The following is an 18,972-nucleotide window of genomic DNA, read 5'->3' on the forward strand; positions in this document are numbered from 1 at the left end:
GGTTCGGGTAAGCGGCTGGTAGAAGTTGTCCACAGGCTGGGGACCTCGTCTACGGATCGTCTGTGAAGGCAGGCAGTATGGGGTCATGACTGAGAGCAACGGGTCCGCCGCGGCCGGGCGGAACAACGAGATGCCGGACTGGGAGAAGCGCTTCCGGGCGCCGCGGGTGTCGCTGCCCGACTGGGCGGAGGACGCCCCCGACCGCTCCCTGTTCGTGTCCAACGCCACGGGGACGTACGAGCTGTACGCCTGGGACCGGGCCACCGGCGTCCAGCGTCAGGTCACGGACCGGCCCAACGGCACCACGGACGGCGTGCTCTCCCCGGACGGCGCGTGGATCTGGTGGTTCGACGACAAGGACGGCGACGAGTTCGGCGTCTGGCGCCGCCAGCCCTTCGAGGGCGGCGCGGACGAGCTCGCCGCGCCGGGCCTGGACGCCTCCTACCCGGCGGGCCTCGCCCTGGGCCGGGACGGCGGTACGGCGGTCGTGGGCCGCTCGACCGACGACGAGGGCACCTCCATCCACCTCGTGCGCAGCGGCGAGGACCCGGTGGAGATCTACCGCCACCGTGAGTCGGCGGGCGTCGGCGACATCTCCCGCGACGGCTCGCTGATCGCGATCGAGCACACCGAGCACGGCGACGCGATGCACTCGGCGCTGCGTGTGGTGCGCCCCGACGGCAGGGCGGTCGCCGAGCTCGACGACACCGAGGGCGGCACCCGGGAGCTGGGCCTGGAGGTCCTGGGCTTCGCCCCGGTCGACGGCGACACCCGGCTGCTCATCGGCCATCAGCGGCGGGGCCGTTGGGAGCCGCTGGTGTGGGACGTGGCCACGGGCGAGGAGACCGACCTCGCCCTGGACCTGCCCGGGGACGTGGGCGCCGAGTGGTACCCGGACGGCACGGGCCTGCTCATCGCGCACAGCTTCGAGGCGCGCAGCGAGCTCTTCAGGTACGACCTGGAGAGCGGCAAGCTGGAGAAGGTCCCGACCCCGCCCGGCTCGGTCTCCGGGGCGACGGCCCGTCCCGACGGCAGCGTGGAGTACCTGTGGTCCTCGGCCGCCGAGCCGTCGGCGGTGCGCTCGACGACCGGTGAGGTGGTGCTGGACCCGCCGGGTCTGAAGTCACCCGGTTCGGTGCCGGTGGAGGACGTGTGGGTGGAGGGTCCGGGCGGCCGGATCCACGCCCTGGTCCAGAGGCCGGCGGGGACGACGGGTCCGCTGCCGACGGTCTTCGACATCCACGGCGGCCCGACCTGGCACGACAGCGACTCGTTCGCGGCGGGTCCGGCGGCATGGGTGGACCACGGGTACGCGGTCGTCCGGGTCAACTACCGCGGTTCCACTGGGTACGGGCGCGCGTGGACCGACGCGCTGAAGCACCGGGTCGGCCTCATCGAGCTGGAGGACATCGCGGCGGTCAGGGAGTGGGCGATCGGCTCGGGCCTCGCCGACCCCGACCGGCTGATCCTCACCGGGGGTTCCTGGGGCGGCTACCTCACGCTCCTGGGCCTCGGCACCCAGCCGGACGCGTGGGCCCTCGGGATCGCGGCGGTGCCGGTCGCGGACTATGTCACGGCGTTCCACGACGAGATGGAGGCGCTGAAGGCGATGGACCGTACGTTGCTGGGCGGCACGCCGGAGGAGGTGCCGGAGCGCTTCGAGGCGTCGTCCCCTTTGACGTACGTGGACCAGGTCAAGGCGCCGGTGTACATCTCGGCGGGCGTCAACGACCCGCGGTGCCCGATCCGTCAGGTCGACAACTATGTGAAGCGGCTGGAGTCGAGGGGGGCGGTGCACGAGGTGTACCGGTACGACGCCGGGCACGGTTCGCTGGTGGTGGACGAGCGGATCAAGCAGGTGAGGCTGGAACTGGACTTCGCGGAGAGGTATTTGGGGTCGCGACGGTAGGAATTCCGTCTGCGGGGCGGTGGGGGCTGGTCGCGCAGTTCCCCGCGCCCCTTGAGTGGGTACAGCTCGGCCGACTTCGAGTGCACCGACTCAGGGGCGCGGGGAACTGCGCAACCAGCCCCCACCAAGCCGCAGCCGCGCAACGACCTGACCCGGCACATCCTTCGCGTACGGTTACGCACCCACCCGCCCCCTGCGTCCCAGCAACTCCGCCAACCCCCGCCGGGTGGCCGCCAGCACCACCCGGTCCGAGGCCTGAAGCACATACGTGTCCGGCAGGTCCCACGCCAGTCCCGGAGAGTCCCCGGACTCCTCCCGGGCCAGTACCCGCCAGGAACCCGCTCGAAAGGCCTGCCCCACCGTCTTCCCCTCCAGCTGGGGATGCCCGCCCACGTCCACCGCGGCGAACAGCAGCACCCGCCGCTCGACCGGGAACGCCCCCAGGATCTGCCGCCCCATCATCGCCCCGGCGAATGCGGGGGCGGCCAGGTGGGAGACGCTCCGGCTGCGGGTGGACGCACGGGGGTGCGCGGCCCGCAGGGTGCGGTACACCGCGGTCGCGAAGTCGTCGTCGTACAGCCGCAGCACCACCCGCAGGTCGGGCCGCACGGCCCGGGCGTACAGCACCGCCTCCAGGTTCGTCGTGTCCGCGCTGGTCACCGCGAGCAGTGCGTGCGCGCGGTGGATCTTGGCGGCCTCCAGGACCCCCTCCTGGGTGACGTCCCCGAGCACCACCGGCACCCGCAGCCGCCGCGCCGTCGCCAGTCCGCGGGCCTCGGGGTCGGACTCGACGCACACCACGGGGATGTTCAGCTCCCGCAGCCGGGTCAGCACCCGGGTGCCGATCTTGCCGAGCCCGAGGAGCACGACATGTCCGCCGAGACCCCGGGGCGGTTTGCGCAGGGAGGACGCGGTGCGGAAGGTGCCGAGGGCCTCCAGGACCGCCGCGAGGAGCACCGGGAGGAGCAGCAGACCGGCGAACCCGGACAGGAGTTGGAGGATCTGGCGCCCGACGGACTGACCGATCGCGGGGTCGTCGATCGCGAACAGGTCCAGCAGCGTCAGATAGAACGCGCGCAGCGGATGGATCCCGGTCACCAGCGAGAGCGCGACGGCGAGCGCGACCACGCACCCCACCATCCCGGCCAGCGACCACCGCAGCCGCCGCGAGAACAGCGAGGCGAACCAGGGCATCACCCCCCGCCCGTCGGGCAGCGCGGGCCCGGCGTAGGACACCTGCTCCAGCGCGACGGTCGCGCGTCCGCCGCCGTCCCGTACCGCTGCCGCGTCCGGCAGCAGTGTCGGGCCCTGGTCGCCGGCGGCCCCGGTGCTGTCGGTCGGCGAGAGCAGGGCGAGCGTGGCGAGACCCGGATCGGGGCTCACCCCGGCCCCGGCCGGCGGCCGTTCGACCGCCCGCAGCAGCAGGCCGCCGGTCTGCAGGACCTTGCTGGTGCCGGTGAGGGCGGTGGCGGCCAGTGCGGGCGCGGCGGTGTCGGCGTCGGAGAGCACGGTCGTGGAGGCGTCGAAGCCGGTCCCGTCGGCCGGCTCGCCGGAGGCCAACGCGGCGGCCTGGTCGAGGAGTTCCTCGATGTGCTGGCCGAGGCGCCGGTTGTAGAGCCGCAGGACCAGCCGCAGCCGGGGGTTGAGGCGGCGGGCGGTGAGAGCGGCGCGGATGTTGGTCTCGTCGTCGTCGTACACGAGCGCGAGCGCGTCCGCGCGTTCCACGCCCGCCTCGGCGAGCGCCGTCTCACTGGGCTCGGCGGCCTCCATGAGCCGTATGCCGCCCGGGGGTTCGCCGACGGGAGCGGTACCGCCGTTGCCGTTGCCGGTCAGGCCGGCGGCGCGGGTCACCACCCGGTCGAGCAGCGCGGACGCGGACCGGGCCCGCACCACCACCGGTGGCCGCACGGACCGTTCGGAGGCCGGCACGGCGAGCGTGACCTGCTCGCCGTAGACCCCTCTGAGCTCGGCCGCGAGACGGTGTGCGAGCCCGTCGTCCCCGCACACCACCATGTGCGCGGCCGCGTCGCCCGGCAGCCCTGGACTCTGGTTCGGAACGCTCCCCACGAGGGAGAAGACTGCCTCACCGGGGCGGGTGGTGCCACGGCCGGGTCCCGTGGGCTCGTCCGGTCTGCCAAGAATTCCCCAAACCCCCGCGCACTCTGAGCAAACGGACCTTCCCCGCCGTACGCACCAGCAGGGGAACCAGCACCTCACCACCGGAGGGATCCCGGCCGTGGCCGTCATCACCAAAGCGCCCCCGCCCACGCGGGACACCGGCGAGGACCGGAGTCCGGCACCGGACGCGGAAGGGCGGCGCCTCGACTCGCCCCTCGTGCTGACCCTGTTGATGCTGCTGGTGGTGCTGCTCCAGGGGCCGATCCGGGGAGCCCTTGCCGCGCCGGTCATGCAGAGCTGGATGACGGTGTTCGTCGCCGTGCTGGTCCAGGCGCTGCCCTTCCTGGTGCTCGGGGTGCTGCTGTCGGCGGCGATCGCGGTGTTCGTGCCGCCGTCGTTCTTCGCCCGCGCCCTGCCGAAGAACCCTGCTCTCGCGGTGCCGGTGGCCGGGGTCGCGGGCGCGGTGCTGCCGGGCTGCGAGTGCGCGTCCGTGCCGGTGGCGGGCGCGCTGGTCCGGCGCGGTGTCACTCCGGCCGCGGCCCTCGCCTTCCTGCTCTCCGCCCCGGCGATCAACCCGATCGTGCTGACGGCGACCGCCATCGCCTTCCCGCGCGATCCCGGGATGGTCGTGGCCCGGCTGGTCGCGAGCCTGCTGGTGGCGTGCGCGATGGGCTGGCTGTGGCTGCGGCTGGGCCGCACGGACCTGCTGAAACCGCCGGCCCGCCACGCGTACGAGGGCCAGAGCAAGGGGGCCGCCTTCTGGGGTTCGGTCCGGCACGACGTGACGCACGCGGGCGGCTTCCTGGTGGTGGGCGCGATGGCGGCGGCGACCCTGAAGGCCGTCGTCCCGCAGACCTGGTTGCGTACGGCGGCGGAGAACCCGGTGATCGCCGTGCTGGCCCTGGCCGCGCTCGCCGTGGTGCTGTCGATCTGCTCGGAGGCGGACGCGTTCGTGGCGGCCTCGCTCACCCAGTTCTCGCTCACCGCGCGGCTGACCTTCCTGGTCGTCGGCCCGATGATCGACCTCAAGCTGTTCGCGATGCAGACCGGCACCTTCGGCCGCGCCTTCGCCCTGCGCTTCGCCCCCGCCACCCTCGCCCTGGCGATCGTGGTCTCGGTCCTGACCGGGCTGGTGATGCTGTGAACCGGCAGGCACAGTCGGCGGTCCTGTTCCTCCTCGGCGCGGCCCTCCTGCACGCGGGCCTCACCGACCTCTACCTCCGCTACGTCAAGGCGGGGCTGCGCCCGCTGGTCCTGGCGGCCGGCGTCGTCCTCATCGCGACGGCGCTGGCGACGGCCTGGTACGAGTGGCGGGCCAAGGCCGGGGAGCAGGACCACGCGCACCGCGAACCCCGCGTCTCCTGGCTCCTGGTCCTGCCCCTCTTCGCCCTGATCCTCGTCGCCCCGCCCGCCCTCGGCTCCTACAGCGCGATGCGCACGGGTACGGCCCTGCAGCAGTCGTACGGCTATATGAAGCTCCCGGCGAGCGGACCCCTGCGGCTCGGTCTCGCCGACTACGCGGGCCGCGCGGTCTACGAGCACGGCCGGGGCCTGGCCGGACGGCAGATCACCATCACCGGGTTCGTCGCCCTGGACCACTCCGGCACGCCCTACCTGGTCCGCATGGCCCTCAACTGCTGCGCGGCGGACGCCCAGCCGGTCAAGGTCGGCCTCACCGGGCAGGTCCCGCCGGTCCTCGAACCGGACGGCTGGCTCCAGGTCACCGGCACCTACACGGCCAAGCGGACCAAGGACACGGTGAACGGCCGCCCGATCCCGTACCTGGAGATCACGGAGGCCAAGCCGGTCCCGACGCCGCACGACCCGTACGACGAGACCTGGAACAACTAGACCTGGAACGACTGGACCTGGAACAACCGACGGCGGCGGTCTCCGGCCCCGGTGCGCCCGACCCCCTGATGGCCCTTGCCGTGGCAGGGCCCTCCCCCTAGCCTGCATCTGACGACCCATCAGATACCGGCTAGGGGGCAGGCAATGGCCGTCACCACCGAGAGCGGAACCGGAACGGGACCGGGCACCAGGGACATCCCCAAAGTCATCAGCGTGGACGATCACGTGATCGAGCCCGCGCACCTCTTCGAGACCTGGCTTCCGGCGAAGTACCGGGACAGGGGGCCGAAGCCGCTCACCGCCGGCATCGGGGACCTCGCGTACGTCGGCGGGAAGTACCGGTTCACCACCGATCCGGAGGGCCAGCTCACGGACTGGTGGGAGTACGAGGGGGACCTCTTCCCGTACAAGCGGATCATCGCGGCCGTCGGCTTCTCGCGGGACGAGATGACCCTCGACGGGATCACCCGCGAGCAGATGCGGCGGGGCTGCTGGGATCCCAAGGCCCGGGTGGCGGACATGGAGATGAACCATGTCGAGGCCTCCCTGTGCTTCCCCACCTTCCCGCGGTTCTGCGGGCAGACCTTCGCCGAGGCCAAGGACAAGGAGGTCGGGCTCGCCTGTGTGCGCGCCTACAACGACTGGATGGTCGAGGAGTGGTGCGGGGACAGCGGCGGCCGGCTGATCCCGCTGTGCCTGATCCCGCTGTGGGACATCGAGCTCGCGGTCGCGGAGATCCGCCGCAACGCCGGACGGGGCGTGCGGGCCGTCACCTTCAGCGAGATCCCGACCCACCTGGGGCTGCCGTCGATCCACTCCGGCTACTGGGACCCGTTCTTCGCCGTGTGCGAGGAGACCGGGACGGTCGTCAACATGCACATCGGCAGCAGCTCCCAGATGCCGGCCGCCTCCCCCGACGCGCCGCCCGCGGTCCAGGCGTCCCTGTCCTTCAACAACGCCATGGCCTCGATGATGGACTTCCTCTTCTCCGGGGTCCTGGTGAAGTTCCCGAGGCTCAAACTGGCGTACAGCGAGGGCCAGATGGGCTGGATCCCGTACGCCCTGGAACGCGCCGACGACGTCTGGGAGGAGCACCGGGCCTGGGGCGGCGTCAAGGACCTGATCCCGGAGCCGCCGTCGACGTACTACTACCGGCAGATCTTCTGCTGCTTCTTCCGCGACAAGCACGGCATCGAGGCCATCGAGACCGTCGGCGTGGACAACGCGACCTTCGAGACCGACTATCCGCACGTCGACTCGACCTGGCCGCACACCAAGGAGGTCGCGTGGGAGCACGTGGCCGGGCTGTCCGAGGACGTGACCTACAAGCTGCTGCGGGGCAACGCGATCCGGATGCTGGAGCTCGGCTTCGACAAGTGAGCCGGTCCCACGCATGAGAAGACCCGACCGCTGGCGACGGGGGATGCACCAGCGGTCGGGCTGTGGCCAAGACTAACAAGGCAAAGGGAACAGCGGGAGCGGACTGCTCAGGCGGGTGGAGAAGTTGTGATCGGGATCACGTAAGGGGCGTCAGCCGCAGGGAGGGTCGTACGAGAGCCGCGGGAGGTATTCCTGCCACTCCTGGCGGGTCAGGACGTTCTCGGTGGTGGCGCAGATGCGGCTGATCGCGTCGTCGACGTCCAGGTCCCACAGCCGGATGGTGTCCGCGCCGCTGGAGATCCCGAGCATGCGGCTGTCGGGGCTGAAGGAGAGGAAGCTGCCGGTCTTGGCGCTGGGGCTCATCGACTGCCCGATGGGGCCGGCCGCGGACGGGTCGGCCACGTCCCAGAGCCGGACCGTGTTGTCGTTGCCGCCGCTGGCCAGCGTGGAGCCGTCACGGCTGTAGGTCAGCGACACGACCGCCTCGGTGTGCCCGGTGAGCGCCTCGCCCGTCCGCTCGGCGTGCGCGGGGTCGGTCACGTCCCACAGCCGGACCACGTCGTCGTTGCCGCCGCTGGCCAGGGTGTGCCCGTCCGGGCTGAAGACGAGCACGTTGACGGGCCCGGTGTGCCCGGTGAGCGGCTTGCGGAGCAGGGCGGGACGGGCCGGCTCCGTGACCTTCCACAGCCGGATCGTGCCGTCCGCGCTGCCACTGGCCAGGGTGCGGCCGTCCGGGCTGAAGGCGAGGCCGTCGATGTACCCCTTGTGGCCGGTGATCGGACCGTGGGAGACCGGGTGGGCCGGGTCGGTGACGTCCCACAGCTGAAGGCTGCGGCTGTCGTACGCGGTGGCCAGGGTGCGTCCGTCCGGGCTGAACGCCAGTGCGTCCGGACCCATGAACCGGGTGCGCAGGACGAGCGCCGGACCGTAGGGGACGGGGTGGGCCGGGTCGGTGACGTTCCACAGGTGGACCCGGCCGGTGGTGAGCACCGCGAGGGTGCGGCCGTCGGGGGAGAAGAACACCTGGGAGTCCGGGTCGCGGGCCACGGGGGTGAACGGCTTGCCCAGGGCCACGGGCCGGGCCGGGTCCGTCACGTTCCACAGCCGGATCCGCCCGTCCCGGCCGGCCGTGGCGAGCACCTCGCCGTCCCGCCGGAACGCCCCGCTGCTGCCCACCAGGTCTCCCGCCGGGATCGACCACAGCCGCACCTTGCTGTCGCCGCTGCCGGTTGCGAGGGTGCGGCCGTCGGGGCTGAAGCCCAGCGCGTACATCTCGCCGCTCGCCCCGGCCAGGGGCTCGCCGACCTGGGAGGGGTACGCGGGATCGCTCACGTTCCACAGGCTCGCCGTGCTGTCCGCGCTGGCGGCGGCGAGCAGGCGTCCGTCGGGGCTGAAGGCCACGGACCAGACGGGACCGCTGTGGCCGGTGAGCGGTGAGCCGACCGGGCCCGGGTGGGCGGGGTCGCTCACGTCCCACAGCCGCACGCTGTCGTCCGCGCTGCCGGTGGCGAGTTCCGTCCCGTCCGGACTGAAGGCCACCGAGTGCACCAGACCGGTGTGCCCCTTCAGCACTTTGCCGTACGCCCGGGGCCGCCGCGGATCGCCGGTGTTCCACAGCCGGACCGTGTTGTCGTCCCCACCGGCCGCCAGGGTGCGCCCGTCGGGGCTCCACGCCACGGACCGCACGGCGGCGCCGGCCCCGGTCAGGACGACCGGCGGCTCCTTGGCGTCGCGGGTGTTCCACAGCCGTACGGTGCGGTCCTCGCCGGCGGAGGCCAGCGTGCGCCCGTCCGGGCTGAACGCGATCAGGTAGATGGTGCCGCGGTGACCGGTCAGGGGAGCGCCGAGGGGCTTCGGCCGACCGGGGTCGGTGAGGTCCCACCGCCTGATCCTCCCGTCGTCCCCGGCGCTGGCCAGCGTTCTGCCGTCCGGGCTGAAGACCGCGCTGCTCACCCAGCTCGTGCCGCCGGCGAGGGGTTCGCCCAGCGCCTTGGGGTGCCGGCGGTCGCCGAGGTCCCACAGCCGGACGGTCCGGTCGTAGCTCGCGGTGGCGAGAAGCTTGCCGTCCGGGCTGAACGAGGTGAGGTAGACGGCGCCGGTGTGACCGGTGAGCGGGGTGGCCAGCGGCGCGTTGACGATGGAGATCAGCCGGGTGTTGGTGCCCTCGTCGTCGGGCCTGAGGCGGTGCGCGACCAGGTCGATCCGGGCGGACAGCGACGGATCCGTGGAGTGGACGCGGTCCGCCTCCGCGACGACCTGCTCGAACACGGCGTCGTTGCGCTGCTGCCAGGCCACCACCGCCGACCCGACGGCCACCATCGCGAGGACGACCAGCGCCGACACCGCGCCCCGTGCGATCAGGACCGAACGCCGGCGCAGCCGGACCGAGGCGGCCAGGAACTCCACCGCGCTGCGGGTCAGATAGGTGTCCCCGGCGGACTTCGCCCAGGTGCGCGCCTGTTCGAGCCGCGAACCCCGGTACAGTAGCGAGGAGTCGCGGTTCGAGCCCTCCCAGGAGCGGCCGTCCTCCTCGATGCGCTGGCGCAGCAGATGGTCGCTGCGGTCCTCGTCGATCCACTCGCGCAGCCGCGGCCACGCCGTCAGCAGCGCCTCGTGGGTGATCTCCACGGTCTCCGCGTCCAGCGTCACCAGCCGGGCCCGCACCAGGGCCTCCAGCGACTCCTCGGTCTTGCCGGGGTCGGTCGACTCCGCTGCCAACTGGCGCCGGGTCCCGCGCCGGCGGGTGGCCTGGGTGTCCTCGCCGAGCCGCACCAGACGCAGCAGCAGCAGCCGGGCCGCCGTACGCGCCGCCGGGTCCAGGCCGGACCAGGCCCGCTCGGCGGTGGCCGCGACCGCGCCCTGGATACCGCCGGCCGCGCGGTAGCCGGCCACGGTCAGCCGGCCCGCCTTGCGGCGCTGCCAGGTCGCGAGCAGGGCGTGCGAGAGCAACGGCAGGACGCCCGCGACGTGCGCCCCGCGCGGACCGTCGGCGCTCACCTCGCGCACGATCAGCTCCGCGAGCCCCGGCTCCAGTTCCAGGCCCACGGCCCGGGCCGGACCCGTCACGGCCTCACGCAACTCCCCGCCGGTGAGCGGCCCGAGCACCATGTGCCGGTGCTGGAGCGCGTCGGCCAGCTCGGGATGGTCGAGGCAGCGCTCGTAGAAGTCGGCGCGGATGCCGAGCAGGACCAGGGCGGGCGCGGGCGCGTCCGGGCCTGCGGGCGTGCACGCGGCGTGCAGCACCTGGACGAACGTACGCCGGACCGTCTCGTCCGAGCAGAGGGTGAACGCCTCCTCGAACTGGTCGACGATCATCACCGGCCGGGCGGCGGCGGCCTCGCGCTGAGCCCACGAGGCGACCGCTTCCCGCACCGCGTGGGCGAATTCGGGAGGGTGGTCGATGTCGGGACCGGCGGTCCCGGCGGCGGAGACGACCGGTCCCAGCTCGGGTATACGACGGGTCAGTTCCGCGAGCGGATCGGCGCCCGGCACGAGCTGGAGGATGGCCCGGCCGCTCGCTTCCCCGGCCTGTTCCCCTTCTTCCAGGGCGGTCACCAGACCGGCGTTGAGCAGCGAGGACTTGCCCGCCCCCGAGGCGCCCACGAGCATCACCAGACCGCCGCTGCCGGTCCCGGCCGCCGAGTCGAGCAGCTCCAGGAGTGCCTGCGTGCTGCGTTCCCGGCCGAAGAACCAGCGGGCGTCCTCCCGCCGGTAGGAGGCGAGACCGCGGTACGGGCAGACCCCGGCGGGAGGCTCCGGCGGGGGGCCTTCGTCCTCGTCCGGGGCCAGCGCGCGCTCCCACAGCCGCTGCCACTGGCCGAGGTCGTACAGACCGGCCGAGACGGGGGTGGGACTGATCCGCCGGGCCTCGGGAATGAGGATGTGCAGCACGGCCGCGAGGGCGGTGAACTGAGCGGGCACGTTCCGGGCCCGGCGCCAGTCGCTGATCCGCTGTGCGGACACCCGGACGGGGCGTCCGCGCTCGTCGACGCGCTGGAGCCGGCCGACTCCCTCGGACACCCGCTTGAGGGGCGGATTCCCTGCCTCTCGGTACAACAGGGCGAGACGCTCCGCGAAGGCCGTGCGTGCTCCTGAGTCGGAGCTCAAGGTCTTCCACCCCTTACTTCCCTCGCGGCTGAATCCGGACCGGAAAACCCACTTTATATGTCTGACCTGCGGTAACGCACTGTTCTCGGCACCCGAACCTCCTCTGTGGGCCCCCTGGCTGGCAGGATCATGACCCTGCGGCGGAGCCATCGGGCGACGCCATGACAGGCCACCAGTCCGGCGCCCCGCACGCCAACCAGCGCGCCGTACGTTCTCGGCCACATTCCGCTCACGGTCACCCGCTTCCTCCGGTACCGGTCCCCACGAGGGGAGGGACCGGTACCGGACGAAGCGGGACGGTCACGGTGCCGCCCCTACACTTGGCCGGACGTTCCGAGGTGACGGGAGAGGGCTGTGGCGAAGGTCGTCGGCGGTTTCCAGGACCCGTCCGTCGAGGTGCTGACCGAGGCGGCCGCGGTGTTCGGACTCCTCGCCTCCTCCGCCCGGCTGCACATCATGTGGGCGCTGTCCCAGGGCGAGAGCGACGTCACCCACCTCGCCGACCGGGTCGGCGGCGCGCTCCCCGCCGTCAGCCAGCACCTGGCGAAACTGAAGCTCGCGGGGCTGGTGCGGTCCCGCCGCGAGGGCCGTAGGCAGATCTATTACATCGACGACCCCGACATCGTGACCGTGGTCCGCGTCATGGTCGGCCAGCTGACCGCCCGGGAGACCTCCCCGGGCCCGTCGGACCGACTGCGCGAGGCCGGTGTCTGAGCAGTCGGGGGGGCGAGGGGAGGACGAGACTTCGTCCGTGGCCGCGCTTCCCAACGCCTCCGGCGCTCCTGCCGGTGCTCCCTCGCCGGGCCTTCCCGTCCTACGGGTTCTGCCTTCTGCGGCCGATGGTGGCGGGAGTCTTCACGAGGTGTTGCGGGGGCTCGGTGCCGGGCCGCGGGGGCTGACCGAGGCGCAGGCCGAGGAGCGGAGGGCGCGGTTCGGTGAGAACGCGGTTCCGGACGCCCGGGACCCCTCCTGGCCCCGCCTGTTCGCACGGAGCCTGCGCGACCCCTTCACCGCGGTGCTGCTCTGTCTGGGACTGGTGTCGGCCGCCGTCTTCGCCTGGGGCACCGCCTCGGTGATCCTGCTGCTGGTCGTGGTGAGCTGTGTCCTGCGGTCCTCCGGCGAGCACCGGGCCGGCCGCTCCACGGCGGGACTGCGCCGCCTGGTGGCGACCACCGTCACCGTTCAGCGCCGGGCCGGCCAGGACACGCCCCCGGTCACCCGGGAGATCCCGGTCGAGGAACTCGTCCCCGGAGACGTCGTACGGCTCGGCCCGGGCGACCTGGTCCCCGCGGACGTACGACTGCTGCGGTCGAGCGGACTCACCGTCCACCAGGCCGCGCTCACCGGAGAGTCCGCGCCGGTGGAGAAGTCCGCGGAGGACGGGCCGGGGGAGGGCGGTGTCCTCCAGGACCCGCGGTACTGCTTCCAGGGCAGCAGTGTGGCCTCCGGCAGCGCCACCGCCGTGGTCGTGGCGACCGGCGGCGACACCCGTTTCGGCGCCGCCCACCGCCGTACCGGAAAACCCCCGGCGACCAGCTTCGAACGCTCCGTCCAGGGCGTCTCCTGGATCCTGATCCGGTTCGCGCTGCTGACCCCGCCCCTGGTGCTCATGGCCAACGCCGCTCTGCGCGGCCGGGGTCTGGAGACCCTCCCCTTCGCCGTCGCGGTGGCGGTGGGCCTGACCCCGGAGATGCTGCCGGTCCTCGTCACCACCTGCCTGGCCCGCGGCGCCGCCCTCCTGGCCCGTACCCACGGCGTCATCGTCGGACGGCTCCCCGCCCTGCACGACATCGGCGCCATGGACGTGCTGTGCGTGGACAAGACCGGCACCCTCACCCGGGACCGCCCGGTGGTCCACCGGGCCCTGGACGCCGAGGGCCACGACGAGCCCGAGGTACTGCGCTGGGCGGCCGCCGCCGCCTGGTGGTCGCTCCAGCTCGCCGACCTCCCCGCCCCCGACGCCCTGGACGAGGCCCTGCTCACCGCCGCCGACGAGGACACCCTCATGGCGTACGACGGTGTCACGGCCCTCCCCTTCGACCCGGCCCGCCGCCTGGCCACCGTGGTCGTCCGCACCCCCGGCCGGTTCGACACGCACACCCTGATCACCAAGGGGGCCGTGGACGCCGTACTGCCACGCTGTTCCCTGTCCGACGACGAGCGCTCCCGGCTGCGCGACCTGGCCGACGCGCAGGCCGCGGACGGGCTGCGCGTCCTCGCGGTCGCCACCACCGAACTCCCCGCCGGAGACCGCCCCCGCGAACACGGCCTCGCCTTCCGCGGCCTGGTCACCCTCCGGGACGACCTCGCCCCCACCGCCGCCGAAGCCCTCGCCCAGCTCGCCGGGCGCGGCGTCACCGTCAAGGTCCTCACCGGCGACCACCCGGGCACCGCGGTCCGGGCCTGCCGTGACCTGGGGATCACGGTGGCCGGAGTCCTCACCGCCGAACGCCTCGACACCCTCACCGACCCGGAACTGACCGAACTGGCCCGCCGTACGACCGTGTTCGCCCGCTGCACGCCCGAGCACAAGACCCGCGTCACCCGGGCCCTGCAGGCCGGTGGCCACACGGTCGGATTCCTCGGCGACGGCGTCAACGACCTGCCCGCCCTGCGCACCGCCGACGTGGGCATCGCCCCGCGCGACGCGGCCGGGGTGACCAGACAGAACGCGGACCTCGTCCTCGCCGGGAAGGACCTCACCGCGATCGGCCACGCGGTCGCCGCCGGCCGTCACGCGGGCGGCAACATCGCCACGTATCTGCGCATCACGCTCTCCTCCAACCTCGGCAACGTGATCGCGATGCTCTCCGCGGGCCTCCTCCTGCCCTTCCTGCCGATGCTCCCGGCCCAGGTCCTCGTCCAGAACCTGTGCTTCGACGCGGCCCAACCGGCCTTCGCCCACGACCGTCCGGCCCCGTCGGCGCTGCGCCGGCCGACCGTCCTGGACCCCCGGGAACTGCTCCGGTTCATCGTCGGCTTCGGTGCCCTGAACGCCGTGGCGGACCTGGCGACCTTCGGTGTTCTGGCCTTCGCCCTGCGGGGGCCGGGCGACGACGAGGCACTGTTCCACTCGGGCTGGTTCACGGAGAACCTGCTGACGCAGGCCGTGGTGATGGTGCTGCTGTCCCCGGGGTCACTCGGCAGGGGCGGCCGGCGGCCGGGCCCGGTGACCTGGTCGGCCGCCGCACTGGCCGCCACCGGTCTGCTCCTGCCCGCGTCCCCGCCGGGCGCGGCCCTGGGCCTGGGCCCCCTGCCCGGCGTGTACTACGGACTGCTCGCGGCCGTCCTCGCCCTGTACGCCGTGGGCCTGCTGGCGGCGAGGAGGCGCCACGAGCGCCACCGCGCGGGTGTGCTCTCCTGCCACTGACCAGGTCAGGGACAGGCGATGTCGAAGCCGTACCGCAGGGGTTCGTCCGTCACGCCGTGATCGAGCCGGTAGACGTAGACACCTTCCACCCGCACCCCGGACGGCGCGCCCTCCGTGCGGCAGGGGTACGACACCTGCACGACCCGGGGCCGGTCGGCCACCTTGACCCGCATCCCGTCGGCCGGTCCGCCGTCGAGGACGGCGACCTCCCAGCCGGTCACCTCGGCCGTCTCCACTGTCTCCGCTGCGTCCACGGCGACAGTTTAGAGCTTGCGCAATCGTCCCGGGGGTGGATGTCCGATGCCCGACGGCAGCGGTTCTTCACGCCGCCGGTCGCGTCCCAGGACGTACGCCTCCAGGCCGTGGTCGCCCGCGGAGGCGGCGGGGCCCGGGTCCGTGTCCGCCTGCTCATGGCCGATGGCGTGACACCCGCGTCCCCGCGAAGTGCGGCTGCCCCGGCCGGAGGGCGTGGGTGAGGTGCGTGCGGACCGTGCCCTCGGCCGGCTCGCGGTACGCGGACCGCAGCCGGGGCTCGCCGGAGGTCATCCCGCGTTCTCCAGCGCGGGGCGACGGGTGGCCGGGGCTTGGGCGTGCGGGTTCTCGGTGGGCACGCGCTCACCGGGCCCGTCCTCGGCTGTTTCCTCGTCGGCCCCGTCCGGAACCGTGGGCGCCGACGTGTCCTTGCGGCGGGTCATCCCGACCCCCACGAGGACCACAGCCATGCCCAGTACGACCCGGACGCTCAGGCCCTCGCCCAGGGCGACCGCGCCGAGGAGCACGGAGACCACGGGCAGCAGATAGCCGACCACCGCGGCGTTGGTGGCGCCCTCGTCGTTGATGATCCGGTAGGTGAGGTGGAAGGTGATCGCGGTGCAGAAGACGCTGAGGACCAGGGCCGCGGCCACGACCGCCGGGCCGGGGTCGATCGACTCCAGGCCGCCGATCGGCAGCGCGACGGCGGTCAGCCCGCTCGCGGCGACGAGCTGGGCGGCGGAGAGCGAGATGGTGGGGGTGCCCCTGCGCACCAGGGTGCGGCCCATGTAGGTGAAGGCGACGGCGTAGCTGGCGGCCGCGCCGAGAATGGCCAGGGCTCCCCAGCCGGTGGCCCCGGCCGACTGCCACGGGGCGAGGATGACGATCGTGCCCGTGAAACCCAGCAGCAGTCCCGCCAGGCGGACCGGGCGCAGTCCACGCTCCGAGCCGAGGGCCAGTCCGAGGGCGATCGACCACAGCGGGGTCGTGGCGTTCAGGACCCCCGCGAGGCCGGAGTCGACGGTCTGCTGGCCCAGGCTGAACAGGGCGAAGGGCAGCGCGTTGCAGAAGAAGGCCGCGACGACGATGTGACGCCAGACGGTGCGGCCGCGGGGCATGCGCCGGCCCGACGCGTAGCAGGCGACGGTGAGGACGAGCGCGCCGAGGAGGCAGCGGACGAACGTGACCTGGAGCGGGGAGAGCCCGCGCAGCGCCAGTTCGATCCAGAGGTAGGTCGAACCCCACAGCAGGGCGAGCACGGCCACCCGCACTCCGCCCCGCAGACTCCGTGTCCCACGGTCACTGTTCACGATGCTTCCTCCGTCCGGTGGTCCCCTTCGTCGACGATGCCCCAGCCGACCTGTGAGAACAAGCAAATGGTTCTAACTGGTTTGTTAAGCTGTGCTACATGCTTGATGTGAGGCGCCTCCAGGTTCTGCGTGCGGTGGTCACCAGCGGGACGGTCACCGCGGCCGCGGCCCACCTCGGCTACACACCGTCCGCCGTCAGCCAGCAGGTGGCGGCGCTGGAGAAGCAGGCCGGTACCGCGCTGCTCGAACGGGTCGGGCGCGGGGTGCGGCCCACTCCGGCCGGTCTGCTGCTCACCGAGCACGCGGCGCTGATCAGCTCCGCGGTCGCCCAGGCGGAGAGCGCCCTCGCCGACCTGCGCGCCGGACGCATCGGCACGCTGTCGGTCCGTTACTTCGCCACGGCCGGCTCCACGCTGGTCGCCCCGGCCCTCGCCCGGCTCCGCGTGGAACACCCCGGTGTACGGGTCGACCTCGAACTCGCCGACCCCGAGGACCCGTTGCAGGAGGTCGTGCGGGGGCGGGCCGACCTGGCGGTGGTCGTGCAGGCGCGGGGCCGGGTGGCGGACGGCTTCCGCCTGGTCCACCTGCTCGACGACCCGTACGCCGCCGTTCTGCCCCTGGGGCATCCGCTCGCGGACCGGGAGGTCGTCGACCTGAACGAGCTGGCCGGGGAGCAGTGGGTCGGCAGCGAGCCGCCCGGCCCCTGTCTGGAGCCGGTGATCGACTCCTGCGCGGCGGCCGGGTTCAGCCCCGACTTCGTCATCCGCAGCGAGGACTACGCCACCGCGCAGGGCTTCGTCGCGGCCGGACTCGGTGTCGGTCTGATGCCGGGACTGGGGCTGCGCGGCCGCCACCCCGGTGTCGTCGTACGCCCGGTCCGCAACCCCGAACCGGTCCGGGTGATCTCGGCGGTCGCCCGGGAGACCGCCCTCGACCAGCCAGCCCTGCGCTGCCTCCTGTCGGCCCTGAAGGACGCGGCCACCACCGACCCGCCCACCGGTCCGGCACCGCACTGACCTCGGGTCGGGGGTGAGAGCGCGCCCTGCGCGAGGCCTGAAAGGGTGTGCCCCTCGGCCGGCCTGCGGGGGATGTCCGGCTCCGGGTGCCTTCGGTGAGGGTGACACTGCCAGTGACAGTCTCCCCAGGAGTGCTGTCAAGGGGGATCTGGCTGGGGTGGGCCGTGCACCGGAGCCTGGGAGCATGACTACCGCTGATACCACCGCGACGGCCACCGCCGCGCAGCCAACCGCCGTACACATGAACGGACGCCAGGTCGCCGCTCTGGTCGTGCTGCTGGCGTCGCAGTTCATGATGGCCGCCGACTTCTCCGTGTTGAACGTGGCGCTGCCGGAGGTCGGCACGTCCCTCGGGTTCTCCACGGGGAGCCTGCAGTGGATCACCACGACGTTCGCACTGTGCGCCGCCGGATGCACGCTGGTGTTCGGACGTGTCGGTGACTACGTGGGACGGCGGCGCATCTTCACCGCCGGGATGGTCGTCCTGGCCGTCTCTTCGCTGATCGGCGGCGTCGCGGACTCGGCCGCGATGCTGCTGATCGCCCGTACCCTCCAGGGCCTGGCCACCGCCGCCGTCACGCCCGCCGCGCTCGCCCTGCTCACCACCACCTTCACCGAGCCCGGCCTGCGCACCCGCGCGCTCGGCCTCAACAGCGTGATGATGAGCTCCGGCTTCAGCGTCGGTGCGATCCTCGGCGGTGTCCTCACGGACGTGTTCTCCTGGCGCTGGGCCTTCTTCATCAACATCCCCGTGGCCATCGCGGCCATCGTGGTCGTGCCGATCGTCGTCGGCGAGAGCCGCGCCGAACAGCGCAGCCGGATCGATCTGCCCGGCGCGGTGCTGATCACCCTGGGCCTGTTCGCCGGGATCTACGGTGTCACCCGCGTCGGCGAGGACGGTCTCGACCTGGTGGCGGGCGTCACCCTCATCGCCTCCGCCGCCCTGCTCGCCGCCTTCTGGGCGGTGGAGAGCCGTACCACCGACGCCCTGGTACCGGTGAAGATCCTGAAGAAGCCCGACATCGCCTTCGGCAACGTCGCCGCCCTGTTCATCTTCGGCGGCGAGACCGCGCTGATCTTCTTCACCGGCCTGTACGTCCAGAACGTGCTCGGCCTGTCGTCCCTGGTCGCCGGTCTGGTGCTGCTCGGCATCGGTGTGGGCCAGATCATCGCCGGCACGGTCGGTCCGCGCATCCTCCAGCGGGTCTCGCCGCGCACGATGCTCGGGGTCTCCCTCTTCCTCCAGGGCGCGTTCATGCTGCCGGCGATGTGGGCGACCTCGGACTCGTACTGGCTGGTCCCGCTGATCGTCACTCAGTTCGTGAACGCCTTCTTCTCCATGCTGGCGGCCCTGTGCTTCATGGTCATCGCCACCTCGTCCGTCGACGCCGATGCCCAGGGCATGGCGACCGGTATGGCCACCCAGAGCCAGCAGGTCGGTATCGCCATCGGCATTCCGCTGATCAGCGCGGTCTTCGCCGGCGTCATCGGTCAGGGCACCGTGACCGGGGCCGAGGAACTCACCGGCATCCACACGGCGATCGGTGTGGCCGGCTTCTCCCAGGTCGCGGTCGGTCTCCTGCTGTGGCTGGTGCTGCGCCGCAAGCAGGCACAGAAGTAGCGGCCCACGGCACGCAGCACCGGCAGCCGGCACGGCCG

At 72.7% G+C, this 18,972-nt stretch carries 12 protein-coding genes; 8 read left to right on the forward strand and 4 right to left on the reverse strand.

Going from position 1 to position 18,972, the window contains the following annotated elements:
• Positions 1 to 85: 85 nt before the first annotated feature.
• The gene (locus ACGFWE_RS28320; protein WP_393602595.1) at positions 86 to 1,909 is read left to right on the forward strand and encodes a prolyl oligopeptidase family serine peptidase; all 1,824 of its coding nucleotides are present in this window, start codon (positions 86 to 88) and stop codon (positions 1,907 to 1,909) included.
• Between the two features lie 174 nt (positions 1,910 to 2,083).
• Here ACGFWE_RS28320 and ACGFWE_RS28325 read toward each other — a convergent pair whose 3' ends face one another.
• Positions 2,084 to 3,922: an NAD-binding protein gene (locus ACGFWE_RS28325; protein ID WP_393602801.1), complete on the reverse strand. Its 1,839-nt coding sequence runs from the start codon at positions 3,920 to 3,922 to the stop codon at positions 2,084 to 2,086.
• A 223-nt stretch (positions 3,923 to 4,145) separates the two neighbouring features.
• On the opposite strand from ACGFWE_RS28325, the gene ACGFWE_RS28330 reads away from it, so the two are divergent.
• From ACGFWE_RS28330 to ACGFWE_RS28340, 3 genes are all read left to right on the forward strand, one after another.
• Entirely contained in the window at positions 4,146 to 5,171 is a 1,026-nt protein-coding gene (locus ACGFWE_RS28330) for a permease (protein WP_393602597.1), read from the forward strand.
• Positions 5,168 to 5,878, forward strand: coding sequence for a TIGR03943 family putative permease subunit (locus ACGFWE_RS28335; protein WP_352387732.1), 711 nt, complete (start codon positions 5,168 to 5,170; stop codon positions 5,876 to 5,878). Before ACGFWE_RS28330 ends, ACGFWE_RS28335 begins: the two co-directional genes overlap by 4 nt.
• A gap of 144 nt (positions 5,879 to 6,022) precedes the next feature.
• The gene (locus tag ACGFWE_RS28340; protein WP_352387734.1) at positions 6,023 to 7,258 is read left to right on the forward strand and encodes an amidohydrolase family protein; all 1,236 of its coding nucleotides are present in this window, start codon (positions 6,023 to 6,025) and stop codon (positions 7,256 to 7,258) included.
• A gap of 150 nt (positions 7,259 to 7,408) precedes the next feature.
• On the opposite strand, the gene ACGFWE_RS28345 is transcribed toward ACGFWE_RS28340, so the two are convergent.
• A complete protein-coding gene (locus ACGFWE_RS28345) occupies positions 7,409 to 11,365 on the reverse strand; it encodes an AAA family ATPase (protein WP_393602600.1) in 3,957 nt (1,318 codons plus the stop codon).
• A gap of 354 nt (positions 11,366 to 11,719) precedes the next feature.
• Between ACGFWE_RS28345 and ACGFWE_RS28350 the strand changes: the two genes are divergently transcribed.
• Positions 11,720 to 12,079: a metalloregulator ArsR/SmtB family transcription factor gene (locus ACGFWE_RS28350; RefSeq protein ID WP_352387738.1), complete on the forward strand. Its 360-nt coding sequence runs from the start codon at positions 11,720 to 11,722 to the stop codon at positions 12,077 to 12,079.
• Positions 12,072 to 14,735: a magnesium-translocating P-type ATPase gene (gene mgtA, locus ACGFWE_RS28355; protein WP_393602602.1), complete on the forward strand. Its 2,664-nt coding sequence runs from the start codon at positions 12,072 to 12,074 to the stop codon at positions 14,733 to 14,735. Before ACGFWE_RS28350 ends, mgtA begins: the two co-directional genes overlap by 8 nt.
• Before the next feature lie 5 nt (positions 14,736 to 14,740).
• On the opposite strand, the gene ACGFWE_RS28360 is transcribed toward mgtA, so the two are convergent.
• Together ACGFWE_RS28360 and ACGFWE_RS28365 are read right to left on the reverse strand one after the other, a co-directional pair.
• Positions 14,741 to 14,971: a hypothetical protein gene (locus ACGFWE_RS28360; protein WP_352388060.1), complete on the reverse strand. Its 231-nt coding sequence runs from the start codon at positions 14,969 to 14,971 to the stop codon at positions 14,741 to 14,743.
• A gap of 306 nt (positions 14,972 to 15,277) precedes the next feature.
• Positions 15,278 to 16,297 carry a DMT family transporter gene (locus tag ACGFWE_RS28365; protein ID WP_393602604.1) on the reverse strand — a complete coding sequence of 340 codons (1,020 nt, stop codon included), beginning with the start codon at positions 16,295 to 16,297 and terminating at the stop codon, positions 15,278 to 15,280.
• A 98-nt stretch (positions 16,298 to 16,395) separates the two neighbouring features.
• Between ACGFWE_RS28365 and ACGFWE_RS28370 the strand changes: the two genes are divergently transcribed.
• Positions 16,396 to 17,313 (forward strand): LysR family transcriptional regulator, encoded by a 918-nt coding sequence (locus tag ACGFWE_RS28370; RefSeq protein WP_352387742.1) that lies wholly within the window; start codon positions 16,396 to 16,398, stop codon positions 17,311 to 17,313.
• Positions 17,314 to 17,497: 184 nt separating this feature from the next.
• Positions 17,498 to 18,934 carry an MFS transporter gene (locus tag ACGFWE_RS28375; protein WP_352387744.1) on the forward strand — a complete coding sequence of 479 codons (1,437 nt, stop codon included), beginning with the start codon at positions 17,498 to 17,500 and terminating at the stop codon, positions 18,932 to 18,934.
• The last annotated feature ends 38 nt before the right edge of the window (positions 18,935 to 18,972 follow it).

It is taken from the genome of Streptomyces sp. NPDC048523 (assembly GCF_043199815.1).
In the GTDB taxonomy this organism is placed as follows: Bacteria; Actinomycetota; Actinomycetes; order Streptomycetales; family Streptomycetaceae; genus Streptomyces.